General features: G+C 74.5%; 7 protein-coding genes. All 7 read right to left on the bottom strand.

Annotated elements, in window-relative coordinates:
• Window positions 1-216: 216 nt before the first annotated feature.
• On the bottom strand, window positions 217-1,314 hold the full coding sequence (locus tag ACFWZH_RS04530) for a peptidoglycan-binding protein (RefSeq protein ID WP_384425252.1): 1,098 nt from the start codon (window positions 1,312-1,314) through the stop codon (window positions 217-219).
• Window positions 1,314-2,969, bottom strand: coding sequence for a DUF6519 domain-containing protein (locus tag ACFWZH_RS04535; protein WP_384425255.1), 1,656 nt, complete (start codon window positions 2,967-2,969; stop codon window positions 1,314-1,316). Before ACFWZH_RS04535 ends, ACFWZH_RS04530 begins: the two co-directional genes overlap by 1 nt.
• A gap of 126 nt (window positions 2,970-3,095) precedes the next feature.
• The gene (locus ACFWZH_RS04540; protein WP_384425258.1) at window positions 3,096-5,300 is read right to left on the bottom strand and encodes a hypothetical protein; all 2,205 of its coding nucleotides are present in this window, start codon (window positions 5,298-5,300) and stop codon (window positions 3,096-3,098) included.
• Window positions 5,297-9,124 carry a putative baseplate assembly protein gene (locus tag ACFWZH_RS04545; protein WP_384425261.1) on the bottom strand — a complete coding sequence of 1,276 codons (3,828 nt, stop codon included), beginning with the start codon at window positions 9,122-9,124 and terminating at the stop codon, window positions 5,297-5,299. Before ACFWZH_RS04545 ends, ACFWZH_RS04540 begins: the two co-directional genes overlap by 4 nt.
• Complete coding sequence (locus ACFWZH_RS04550; RefSeq protein ID WP_384425264.1) at window positions 9,121-12,327, bottom strand: putative baseplate assembly protein; 3,207 nt, start codon at window positions 12,325-12,327, stop codon at window positions 9,121-9,123. The genes ACFWZH_RS04545 and ACFWZH_RS04550 overlap by 4 nt, the downstream gene beginning before the upstream one ends.
• The gene (locus tag ACFWZH_RS04555) at window positions 12,324-12,710 is read right to left on the bottom strand and encodes a GPW/gp25 family protein (protein ID WP_384425266.1); all 387 of its coding nucleotides are present in this window, start codon (window positions 12,708-12,710) and stop codon (window positions 12,324-12,326) included. The genes ACFWZH_RS04550 and ACFWZH_RS04555 overlap by 4 nt, the downstream gene beginning before the upstream one ends.
• A complete protein-coding gene (locus tag ACFWZH_RS04560; RefSeq protein WP_384425269.1) occupies window positions 12,707-12,967 on the bottom strand; it encodes a hypothetical protein in 261 nt (86 codons plus the stop codon). The genes ACFWZH_RS04555 and ACFWZH_RS04560 overlap by 4 nt, the downstream gene beginning before the upstream one ends.
• Window positions 12,968-13,000 lie beyond the last annotated feature (33 nt).

Below are 13,000 nucleotides of genomic sequence, written 5' to 3' on the forward strand. Positions count from 1 at the left end.
ACGAACCATGACCCGTGAACCACGAGCCACAAGCTGCGAGCACGAGCGATGCCCCCCGACCCGCGAGCCACAAGCCGCGAGTCATGAGCGATGCCCCCCGACCCGCGAGCCACAAGCCGCGAGTCATGAGCCACGGGCCATGACCCACAATTCGTGCCCCATGCCCCATGCCCCATGAGCCACGAGCCAGCGCACCCGTCGATTGGCCAGTCGGCTCTATGAGTTGGGTACCCGTAGGCGTTCCCAGCTGACTCGGCCCGGTAGGCCGTCGGCGTCCTTGCCGCGGAAGCCGAGCTTGCGTTGCCAGGAGGCGTACGACTTGCGGTGTGCCTCGCTCCACTCGGGGCCCGGGCGGCCCCTGTAGTGGCCGCAGGACTCGGCCACCAGCCGCTCGCCCATCGCCGCGATCACCGGGCTCGGCGCCCCCGGACGGAAGAAGTCGCGGCCGGGGAACGGCTCGTACGGCGGATGCTGGGGCCTGGGCGGCGGCACCGGCCGCCCCGTCCCGTCACCGGATCCGCCAGTGGAGCTGCCACCGGAGCCGGCAGTGGAGCCGCCAGTGGAGCCGCCAGTGGAGCTGCCACCGGAGCCGTCCCCCGAAGCGTCCCCCGAACCGCCGCCGGAGCCTCCCGCGCCGCCGTTGCCCGGCCCCGCGCCGTCGCCCGGCCCCGCGCCGCCGGCCGGCACGTCGTCGCCCGTATTCGGTTCGCCCTCCGGTGCCTTCGCCAGCCGTTGCTTGATCCGCTCCCGCATCCGGTCCATCACGATGCCGCGCGGATCGACCTTCCCCGGCTGCCACTCCTTGTGCCCGATCACCGAGCGCTCGCTCCAGCCGTGGGCCCGGCAGATCGCCGACGCCGCCTTCTCGATCGCGAGCTGCTGCTCCTTCGGCCACGGGTCCTCGCCGTCACCGAGGTTGATGCACTCGAAGCCGTAGAAGTGCCGGTTGCCGTCGGCGTCCGCGGCGTCGTCCTTCGGCAGCGGGGACTCCTCGGCGATCACCGCCTCCAACACGTCGCGGTCGCCGAGTCCGGCGTGGTTGGCGCGGCCGTTGCCGACGAGATGGATCTCGCCCCGCTTGTCGATCACGCCGTGACAGAGCGGTCCCGGAAGGTCGGGGTGCCCGTCGTAGCACAGGTCCACCGAGGCCTCGAGGCCCTCGGTGACGGTGTGGTGGACCATCACCCCGTGCATCGGGCCCCATCTGCCCTTCGCGTTGCGGTGGTGCCGACGCCAGTCGCGGACCTCGTGGACGACCAGGCCCTCGGCGCGCAGCGCCGCCAGCAGCTTCCCCGCGGTCAGCGGCGTGGCCATCAGCCGGCTCCGCCCTCGTCGACCGCGGCTTCGGCCGCGGCGGTGGTCTGCGACCTGCTCGGCGCGGGCTGCGCCGGGTCGCCCGCCGCGCCGGAGGCGTCGTACCCGGCCTCCGGGGACCCGTCCGCCGCGTGGCCCGCCTGCTCCTGTGCCCGCGCCTCGGCCTCCGCGGCCAGCTCCGCGTCGTCCGCGGCCGGGATGTCCGCCGCCAGCGGACCGAACGCCCGCCGCAGATCGGGTTCGGCCTGCTCGCCCGCCACCCACGCCAGTGGCGCGAAGTGCACCTCGAGGCCGGACGGCGGCTGAAGCAGCGGACGGCGCGCCGCGTCCGCGGGCCACTCCACCCGGCCGGTGGCCGTACGGGCCGGGATCAGCCAGTAGTCGCCGGTGCGGTAGGTGCCGCGGGGCGCGAAGTACACCTCCACACCGTCCTCCAGCGGCAGCCACTCGCCCTCCTCGACGGGCAGCGCACCGTGCCGGAGCCGCTCGGCCCCCGCTCCGCGCTTGACGCTCCTGCGGCCGCCCTCGTGGTGGTCCCAGCGGCGCAGGAACGGATGCAACTCCGGCCGCCGCCCGACGCCGGGCGCCGGCTCGTCGGACAGCCGCACCCGGCGGCCCGGCAGGTCCAGCTCCTCCACCCGCAGCAGCGGCGCCGCCTCCCCGCGGCTGCTGTAGGCGGTGTCCACGAACTCGACCCGGTCGCCGACGTTCAGATCCAGCTTGTCGTCGCCGCCCAGCGTCGCCAGCGCCACCCAGGTGCCGTCGAGTTCGTCGACCGGGAAGGTGACGGACCCGTTCTCCCTGGACCACTTGAAGGTGGCGTCCTTCGCGCTGCCGCCGTCATGCACCTCGACCCGGTAGAGCTGGTTCTCCGGTCCCCGGTAGCGGGCGTCCGGGGCGACCAGGCAGGGCTCGTCGTCGGCGTGGTCCGGGCGCTCGCTGCGCGCCGCGAGGCCGGAGCCGGGGGCGGTCTGCTTCCGCGCCCAGTCGGCGAATGCCTTGCGGATGTCCTTGATCGGCGGGGTGTGGTCCTCGATGCCCAGCTCCGCCGCGGGCAGCGGCAGCACCTGCCACACCACCTTCGTACGGGCCGCGGTGTCCGGCAGCGCCGAGCCCAGCGCCACCTCGCGCAGCGCCGGGTCCTCGGCGGCGGTGACCACCCGCTCCCACACCTTCAGATACGCCAGGTACGGGAAGGCACTGGGCAGCCGGTCGCCCGGCCGCTCGGGGTCCCGGAAGCCGTCGGGCTGGTCCCAGTACGTCCAGGTGGCGAGCGGCGCGGCCGGTCCGCCCGCGCCGTCGCCGTCCGACTCGTCCTTGCCGTCGTCGTCGGCCGCGCCGTGCGCGGGCACCGGCACGCCGGGCCGCGGCCGGGTGGCCTCGCACAGGATGCCGTCGACGTAGTAGCGGCCGCCGCCGATGACCAGGTCGTCCAGGTCGCGGCCGCCGCCCCGCAGGGCGATCTTGAAGCCGGTGGCGCCGCGCGGTCCGCCGTGCTCGCCGATCAGGTCGGCGGCGAGCGTACGGGCCTGGAACAGCTGGATCGCGGTCTGCTCGTTGGCGTCCGCGTCCAGCTGTACGCGGCCCTGCTGGGCGACGACCGCGGAGTAGTGACGCTCCGGCCGGTGGGTCAGGCGCGAGAGATCAGCGTGCATGGAAGGGGTCCCCCTCGTACGGGATGCTCAGAAGGTCGGCGGTCGTCTCACAGCAAGGGCGCCGGGTGCGCCCGCGGTTCGCGTCACGGACGGGCGGGTGGTTCACCGTGTGCGCGGGGGGAGGGCTCACGTCACGAACACCACCCCCGCGTCGCTGCCCGCCGGTGTGTACTCCGCCAGCCGGGCCCGCAGGCTGTCCTCGCGTTGCGGCTGGTACAGGTCGTGGTAGGCGCCCATCTCGGCGCCGTCCTCCGCGCCGCGCCGGATCTCGGGCGCGCAGCCGTCCGCCAACTGCCCGTACCAGGGCGTGCCGTAGCGCTCGCCGCGCAGCAGCGGGCGTACCCGTGCGGGGTCCGCCAGGTCCGGCTGGCAGCGGTGGCGGCGCGGGGTGCGCGACCCCGGCGGTACGTAACTGAACCGCAGACAGCCGACACCGCGCCGGGCGACGTGCAGCCGGCCGGTGAAGATGCTGTTCTCGGCGAGCTGCACGGCGTGGGTGTGCACTTCGCCGATGACGGTGGAGCGGTGCGCGTACAGCACCGCGTGGGCGTGCCGGCAGTCCGGCGCCGACAGCGCCTCGCGGTCGGCCGCGGTGGCGTCCAGGATGCTGTCGCGCAGATGGATCGGCAGCGGATCGGTGCCCACTTCGTCGCCGATGACCTCGATGGTGCCCAGGATCGTCCGGTCGATCTCCACGCAGGCGGTCGTACGGTCCAGCACCAGGCTCGGCTCCTCGGGGGAGTGCGGAGCGCACTCCGCCTCCAGCGACCAGCCCGGTACGAGGGTGCAGTGCCGCAGCACCAGCGCCCCCATCGGGCCGGTGACGTTCAGGCCGCGCCCGGTGACCAGCAGTCCGTCCAGGACCATCCGCGGCCGCTCGCCGACCGCGCAATCGTCCCCCGAGCTCTCGGCTCCGTTCGAGCAGGGGGGACCCCCACCCCGCGCCCGGATGTTGAGCGCGTCGGGCCGGTTGCTGTACCAGTCGAGCAGCCGGATGACGGGCCGGGTGCCCTCGGCGGCGCGCAGCTGGAGCCGGTCGCCGGGATCCAGGTCGAAGTCCAGCTGCTCCTGGTAGGCGCCGCTGTGGGTGATCTCGATGATCCCCTCGGGGCCGCACCGTCCGGCCCGCCGGTCGTGCTGCCACGCCCCGTAGGCGTCCATGATCCGCTGGAAGGCCTGGCCCGGCCCGACCCGGTAGAGCGCGGCGTCCGGGGCGGTTGCCCGCTCCCGCTCGTACTCACCGCCGCCCAGCTCGTCCCCGAACCCGTAGTGGTAGTCCACCCATACGCCCTGCCGGGGCGCCGAGCGCGCACCGAACGCCATCCGGCCCCGTTCCGGATCGACCGCGACCTGCCCGCGCCGGGGCCGGTAGCGCCAGTCGCCGAGGTCGGCGACGACGATGTCGGCGAGCGGGACCGGGGTGTCGTGCCCGTCCCGGCGGATGGTGAAGCTCTTGCCCGGCCCGTAGTAGTCCGCGAGCCGGTCGTGCAGCTGCCGGCGCCGGATCGCCGCCGGCACGTTGTCGAGGGTGGCGATGTGCGTCGCGGACGGCTCCGGTTCCGGGCGGGTCACCAGCGGGGTGTCGTTGCCCAGGATGGAGAACGTGTAGAGGTTGCGGGCCCGGTCGATGCAGTACGCCGGCGCCCCGGTCACCGCGTACGGCTTCAGCCGCCACACGAACAGGCCGACCCCGGCCGGGGTGTGACCGCCCTGTGTGTGACGGGAGTCGGCCCTGCGCACGTCCACCGAACGGGCCACCGTCGAGAACGGCCCGCCGGCGAGGTCGAGCGCCGCACCGTCGCGCAGGTCCACCAGCCGCCCGCGCCCACCCCGCCGCGCGTTGACCGCCTCGGTGCCCGACCCGTACAGCTTCACCGGCTGCTGGTGCGCCAGGAGCCGGGAGAACTCCACCGCCCGCGCCGGCCAGCCCGCCACCGACTCCGACAGCTCCTCCAGCAGCGCCAGGGTGCCCTTGCGCCGCCGGTTGCCGACCGTCGTCGCCACATCGCGGCGCGGTGCCAGCGCCTCGGCCAGCCGCCGCCGCGAGGAGTCGGGCAGTCCGCCGTCGCGCAGCCCGCCGGCCAGCACCCGCTCGTAGCCGGGCAGCGGACGGTAGCCCACCAGGTCGCCGAGGTAGGGCAGCACCCACTCGGCGGCGCTTTCGACGAACCAGTCGTCGTACTGCTGGGCGACCCCGTCGCGCACCCGGTCCACCTGCTCGGCGATCACGGCCAGCAGCGCGCGCAGCGGCTCGCCGTCTTCCGCGTCGCGCAGCCGGTGCCACTGCGGAAGCAGCTCCGCGAGCCCGTCCGGCTCCCTGGTCGTACTCATCGGGTTACCTCCGTGAGGATCAGCGTGTCCGCGACCCGCGGCGAGAACAGCGCCAGCTGCGCCGGGCGGACACCGCGGAAGACGCAGACCGCGCGGCCCTTCGCCAGCGGCCGGGTGTCGGTGATGTCGGGGTTCAGGCGCAGCAGCTCGGCCAGGGGGATGCCGTAGCGGGCGGCGACCGCGGTGAGCGTCTCGCCGCCGTCCGCCGTCACCTCGTGGATCCGCTCGTCGTACGCGGCGAGCCGGGACGGCACCGACGTGCGCGGCGGATCGCCGAACTGGGCGGACAGCGCCGTGAGTTCGGCGGGGGAGACGGACGCCGGGACGCCGGTGAAGGCGTCCACGTCGACGTGGTCCACCCCCGGTACCGACTGGGCGGCGGCCAGCACCTCCGACAGTCGCGCCGGCTGCCCCAGCTCCCGTCCGTCATAGCCCAGCCGGTCCAGCACCGCCCGCCGCACCCGCGGCTCCACCAGCGGCCAGGCGTGATCGGCCGCCACCTTCACCTTGGCCACGCACAGCAGCAGCACCGGCTCGCGCACGTCCACCCGGATAGGCAGCCGGGCGTCGCCGTACTCGGCCAGCGAGGACCGCAGCGCCCGCAGCACCTCCGCGTCCGGCGCGATCGGGATGTCGTCCACCCCGGCCACCGTCACATGCAGCACCTTGCGCCGCCCGTCGAAGAGTTCGCGGGCCGAGGCCCGGCCGATGCCGGCCCGGGAGCGGGCGAAGTCCTCGTAGTCGGCGAGCGAGACCAGCCGGTCCAGCGCGGAGACCGACAGCGGGACGGTGCGCCGGGTCAGCCCGGGACCGTCGGCGTCCGCGCCGCCGCTCGCCGGCTGCGGATTGGTCACGCCGGTCACGCCCAGCGGCCGGGTCACCGCCTGGGTGATCCGGTTCGCCGCGACGTTCGCCGCCCGCCCGGTGCCGAAGCGGTAACGGGCCCGGACGTTGTCGTGGCCGGTCGGCAGCCGGGCGCCGTGCACCCCGTCGCCGAACGTCACCGTCGTACGGCCCGCCCCGTTCCGCTCCGCGCCGCCGCCGGCGCTCGTCCCCACCACATACACCCGCTCCCGCGGCCCGCGACCGGCCAGGCTGTCCACCGGATGCCACAGCAGCCCGTCGACCCGCACCTCAAGCTCCGGGGTGGAGCCCAGCGGACTGTCGTCCGGCAGCCACGTCAGCGGCGACTGCCACAGCGCGAACGTCTGGTTGGCGCGGGTCGCGTCCCCGCTGCCGATGGCCTCGTCGCGGCTCTCCCCGTGCGACGCGGGCACGACGTTGCCCTGGACACGGACCGTCTCCCGCCGGTAGCGGTAGGCCAGATCCGCGGTGAGGGTCAGCACCGTGTGCACATGGTCGCCCGGCACGTCCGCGTCCAGCCGCTGGTCCACCGAGGCGATCACGGCGAGTTCGGTGGCGCGCAGCCCGGCACCGCCCGCGAGACCGGGGATGTCGCTGCGCTCACCGGAGACGACGATCCGCCGCCCCGGCAGCAACCCGTCGTACAGCTCGGCGAGTTCCAGCTCGTTGCCGTGCACGTCCTCACCCAGCGGCTCGTCCGCCGTCCGCAGCGGCTCACCGCCCGCGTGCACGGTGGTGTCCCGGATCGCGGAGAGCACCACATCGTGCTCGTCCAGCCAGGGGTCGGCCAGCGTCAGTTCGGTGCCCCGCCCGGTGATGCCGAAGTTCGTGTACGCGGCGGTGCGCACCGCCGTCACCCGGGTGGTGACGAACGCCAGCTTCTTGTCGCCCGGTATGCCGTCCGGCCCGTCCGCGCCCTTACGGGGACGCCGGACGGCGACCCAGCTGCCGACGGTGATGCCGTCCTGCACCGAATCCAGCGCCAGCACACGGCGGTTGGCGGGCGCGGGAACGGTGGCGATGCCGATCTCCACGGCGGGCGGTTCGCTGCCCGGTGTGCGCCGCACCGTCACCTCGTACTCGCCGTGCCGGACCTGCCGCTGCTCGCCCGGCCGCAGATGCCAGGTCTCGGTCCGGCCGTTGTGGACCGCGACCTCGATCCGGTCCTCCTCGTCCGGGCGGGCCACGAACAGGGTGCGCTCGGGCAGGCCGGAAAGCAGCCGCGCGGTGACCCCGGCCTCCTGCGAATCGGTCGGGCGGCGGCCCAGCCAGCTCAGATCGTGGTCCTGGCCGGTGCGCGTGGACAGCTCGACGCGGCCGGGCCCGAGGTCGAAGGGCTCGTCGGACGGCAGGTTCACGGCGCGCTGCGCGGAACTGCCGGTGTTCTCCACATGCTGGAACTCCGCCTTGACCGGCACCTTGCCGGCCGTGTCGAACACGATCCGCATGCTGGTCAGCGCGCCGCCGGTCAGCGGCCAGTCCGACTGCCGGATCACCCGGCCCTTGTCGTCCTGCACGGGCTTGAGCGGCGCGGTCGACCCGAAGGGCGCGGCGCTCACCCGCATCGCCAGCAGCTCCCGCAGCGCGCCCTGCGCCTGGGGCGCCGCCTGCCGCCACGCCGCGTACATCCCGTCGGCGAGCCGCGGATCCAGCGCGGACAGCAGGCGCGCGGTCAGATCCGAACCGGGTGCGAAGAGCCGGCCGGGGTCGCGGAAGGCCGCCCCGGCACCGGACGGCGGACGGACCACGCCGGTACGCAGGGCGGGGAGGACGGCGGCGAGGGCCTGCAGCGCCGGTGCGCCCTGCCCCTGCGCGGACCGCGGCGTCGGCGCGGTGGGCACCGTACGCGCCGGCTCCAGATCCCCGGCCCGCTCCCGCAGCTCGCCGACCACCGCCTCCAACCGCTCGAACCAGGCCGCGACCTCCTCGTACGGCGCGGCCAGCACCTGCGCCTCGGCCAGCCGCTCGTGCGGCCCGGCGAGCCGCTCGGCGAAGGCGGCCGGAGAGGAACCGGCCGCCCCGTCCAGGTCCTTGCGCAGCGGTGCCAGCACCTGGACGTCGAACGTGTCGATCAGCTTGCTGACCGGCCGTGGGTTCGGCGTCTGCGGGGTGGGCGGACCGGGCTCGTCCGGATCGTCCGGGTCCCCGCCGTCGGGCGGCTCGGTGATCCACTGCCGCAGCTCGTCCACCAGCTCCTTCAGGGTGGGCGGCGCGGACCGCGGCAGCCCGATCGCGGTGCGGTCCTCGTCCCGGTCGATCCGCACCTTCGCGACCGGCAACAGCAGCTGCCGGTCCCCGCCGAAGTCGAAGAGCAGCTGGTCACCGGTCTGCAGGGAGGTGTGCGTCCCCGCCACGTACAGCTCCGAGCGCTGGGCGAGGTCCTCGGCGACCAGCAGGGCCGGCCGCCGCCTGCGCACCTTCAGCTCGTTCCACGCCCAGCGCGCCGTCAGCTCCTCGTCCGTCTCGAAGGTCTGCGACTCCTCGCCGGTGGCGGCGGGCACACTGTGGCTGCGCGCGCCGCGCGGGACGACCACGGCCAGGTCCTCGGCGCGCGGATCCTTGTCGAGGGTGTAGGCGAGGTGGGTGTCGGCGGCGACGCCCGGCCGCGGCCGGTGCCCGACCAGCCGCCCCAGCAGAGCCAGCGACCGGTGCTCGTTGGCGGTCCGCAGATAGCCCTCCTGCGCGATCCGCTCGCCGTGGAAGGTCAGTACGTCTCCGAGCACCGCCCAGGCGTCCAGCAGCCCGATCGCCGGATCGTCCGGGGTCCGTACCGTCAGGCCGCGCAGCGCCGGGTAGGCGGGCGAGGCGAGCCGGTCGAGCATCCCGGCGAGGAAGCCGCCGTAGTCGTCGACGCGGTAGTCCAGCGCCGGGCGCCCCGGCGGGTTGTAGAGGGCGTCGGGGGCGCGGCGCTCGTCGTGGCCGCCGATCCCCCCGTCGCAGCCGCATCCACAGGTGCTCATCGGGCACTCCCCAACTCAATGGTCAGCCGGCCGTTCTCGGGCCGCTCCGGGTCGTTGTCGCACACGGCGATCTCCAGCGGGCCGAGCCGCAGCACACCGTCCTGCAGCGCTCGGTCGTCGAGGTGTGCGTCGTGGACCAGCCGCTGCAGGCGGGTCACCCGTACGCTCAGTACGCCCGGGACGGCCGCGGCCACCGCCGTGAGGCGGCTGAGCCGCACCGGCTCCCCGAACGTCAGCGCGTCCGGATGGAAGAAGCCCAGACCGCCCCCCGGCAGCCGCCGGCTGCCCAGTACACGCGTCAACTCGGCCAGGATCTGGCCGTGTTGGTGGCCGGGGGCCGCGCATACCTCGATCCCCAGATCGACCGGCACCGTCCGGGCCGGTTCGACGACCAGGTCGTGCCCGATCCGCCGGTAGCTCTCCAGTGCGTAGGCGACGGAGTCCAGCAGCCGCGGCGAGGGCTCACCGCTGCCGGCCGCATCGATCGCGACATGCGCCTCCTGGGTGCTGCCGGTCCAGCGGATCTCGGCCGCGGCCCGCTGCACACCCGGCAGCGCCGACGCCAGCTCCGCGTAGTCGGCGGCGGTCACGGCCCGCAGCCGGGTCCGCTTCAGGTCGAGCGGGGCGAGCTGCCGCACCTGCTCGACCGGTTCGGGCTCCGTACCGCCGGTGGCGGGCAGGGGGTTGCGGACACCGGCGACCGGCAGGGGGGCGGCGGCATCCGAGTCCTGCGCACTCCGGTCGAGCACGAGGTGGTTGATGGCCTCGGCCCCGACATTGCCCGCCGTACCGCCGCCCAGCCGGTAGTGCAGGGCCAGCCGGCTGCCGGGCTCGGGCCGGGCCCCGTGGCGCCCGTCGCCGAAACGCAGCGCGAGCCGCCCGTCGTCCTGGAGCTCACCGACGAAGTGCCGGTCGCGGGGGCCGCTGTCGAGCAGGTCGCGACGCGGCAGCCAGACGCCGCCCCGCTCTTCCTCGATCCGTACGGCGGGCAGCGCGGCCCGCGCATCGGGCAGCAGGGTGGCCGCCGGCCCGTGCAGCACCGGCTCGTCCGGGTCCAGCCCCACGGCGTACGCCGGGCCCCAGCTGTGCGCGATCTCCCAGGCGATCCGCCGGTCCAGCACCGTACCGGCCCGGGCCCGCGCGCTCAGCACCTCCAGCCGCCGCAGCTTGGCCGCCAGCAGCGCGTCGGCGCGGTGCAGCAGCTCCCGCAGCGCCCGCACCGGATGGCGGCGCAGTGGGAGGCGTTCGAGGGTCTTCAGGCCGAACACCACGGTCAGCTCGGTGATCTCGTCCTCGGCCAGCCCGTCGTGGTCCCGGGCGCTGCGCCACAGTTCGACGAGCCGGTCGCGCACCCGTTCCCGTATCCCCGCCAGCCGGTCGGCCTGCCCCGCCGCCACCTGCGCGGGCTGCGGGAACGGCACGGTCTGGGCGACGGGGGAGCGGTGCAGCACCGGCCTGAAGCGCGGCACGACGCCCGGGTAGACCGACTGCGCGAGCAGTGTGCGCAGCGCCTCGGCCTGGGCGTGGACGGTGCCGGGCACGACGCGTTCCCGCCGCTGCCCGGCCAGCTCCAGTCCGAGCCCGGCCCGTACGGTCGCCTCCTCGCCGACGACGGTGAACAGCTCACGGATGTCGTCGGGGGCCAGCGGCTGATGGCAACGGGTCTTCTCCAGGGCGGCGTTGATCGTGGCCGCGGTGGCGTTGCCGTCGTCCTTGCGGTCGCCGCAGCCGAAGGCCGGCGGGTCGCAGGAGCCGAGGACGGCGGGTACGGCGGGGACGGTGACGGTCTCGGGGACGCCCTCGTCGGCACTGCCGAAGGCGAGCGACCGCCCGTGGTCGACCAGCACGACATTGCCGCGCGCCACGCTCACCTCCTCGACGGGCGCGCAGTGGGGCCCGCCCCGGGTGGACAGCGTCAGCGGGAACGCCAGCGCGTCCTCGGGCGCCCAGGTGACCTCCAGCACCGGCTGGTCGTCGAGCCGGTCGACGGCCGGGGTGACGGAGGTGAGGCGGACGGTCTGCCGGTGGGTGGGGTCCTGGTCGCCGGGCGTTCCCGTACGCGGCCCCTTGACCTCCTCGAACAGCAGCAGATCACCGGGGCGGAGCCGGAGCGCACGCGTCCGGCAGGCGTCGTCGGCCCACTCGTCGCGCAGCGTCGCGCCGGTGGCCCCCTTCGGCAGGGCGCGGATCTCACCGCCCCAGGTCCACAGGCGGACGGCGTTGTGCTCGGGCCGCACCACCAGGGGCGTGGCGGCGACCGGCTCGAAGACCTCCACCGCACCGCGCTCGTCGAGCACCGCCAGATCCCGGTCGTCGACGACGCTGCCGATCTCCGGCCGGTCGCGTGGACCGAACGTCCGGGTGTCGACGGCCGCGAACCGGAACTCGCCCGGCAGCAGCGTCAGTTCCTCCACGGCCTCCAGCGACACGAACGCCCGCGCACTGCACCCGTCGTGCATCGGATAGTCGATCAGCCGGACGTGCCGCCGTACGGACACCCTGCGCCGGGCGGTGTCGAGATACGCCTCCGTCGCCACCGCGTCCTGCTGGTAGCTGATCTGGTCGGCGGTGTGGGCGAGCAGCTCGACCAGCGTCGTCCCCAGATCCGCCGGACTGCGCTCGACCCAGTCGGGGGTGGTCAGCCGCAGCCGGTCCAGCACGAGCCGGCGCAGGGTGTCGTAGTCGCGGGCCGTGTAGTCGATGACGGGCGCCGGCCGGAAGGCGTCCGGGCGGGCGCCCGGCCCGGTGCCGACCTCCTCGTCCGCGCAGTCGAAGGGGCTCGGGCAATCGGGCCGGAAGGAGAACTCCTGGCTGAAGTACCGCTGGTCGAAGCCCTCGTACGGCTCGGTGCCGGGCCGCCCGTACGGATCGGTCCCGACGAGGGAGAGGCGGTAGCGGGACGTGTCCCCGGCCCGGTCCAGCGTCACCAGCAGCCGGTCGTCGAGCTCGGGGTCCTCCTCCCGCTCGACGCAGACCTCGACGGCCTCCAATCCGGTGATCCTGCGCCCACCGTCGATACGGACGTTCTCCGGCCGCAGCCCGTGCGGCGCCTTGCCGAGGAAGGTGACGGTCAGCGTCACCCCGTCGTCGGCGACCTCCACCGCGTCGACGCCGTTGAGGCGCGCCGCCCTGACCCGCTCGCGCCGCCCCGCCCCGGCACCTGTCGACTCGTCCGTCGTCGCGCCCTGTTGCTGCTGGCTCATCCCTCGCCCCGCCCCTCGAACACCTCATCGCGCCGGCTCGCGGTGGAGCGCACCACATAGCGCAGATACACCCGTACGACGTTGTCCTCGCTCACCACGTCCAGCGACTCGACCTCGATGAGGTCCCCCAGCCACCGCTGCAACGACGCCTGCACCGACAGCTCCACCGCCGACGCCAGCTCCGGGCTGTTCGGGGTGAAGACGAGATCCAGCAGCCCGCACCCGAAGTCCGGCCGCATCACCCGCTCACCGGGACCGGTGAACAACAACTGCTCGATCAGATCCCGGACATGGTCGTCGTGATCCGCGTGCGCGGTCCGCCCCCGCCGGTCGATCCGGAACGGAAACGCGATCTCGGTACGTACCTTCTTCGCAGCCCTCATCGGCTGGACACCCCCTGGCCCTGATGGACGGACGTCACGACCGGTGGGCCCTGCGGCACCAGCCCGGCGCTGAAACACATCGCCGCCGTGGTGTCCAGCAGCACCGGCACCCCGTCGACGCGTACGGCCTGATCCCCGACGTCCGGCGTCCACCGCACGCTCGTGCACGGCTGCGGACACCCGCCGACGCGGTGCATGCATCCACTGACCGTGAAAAGGCCCGCGGTGGTGGCCACCGGCGCGTCATCGATCCGCACACCGCCGTGCGTCCCCGCGGAACCCGCGGACAC

This window comes from Streptomyces sp. NPDC059008, assembly GCF_042749045.1.
Classification (GTDB): Bacteria; Actinomycetota; Actinomycetes; order Streptomycetales; family Streptomycetaceae; genus Streptomyces.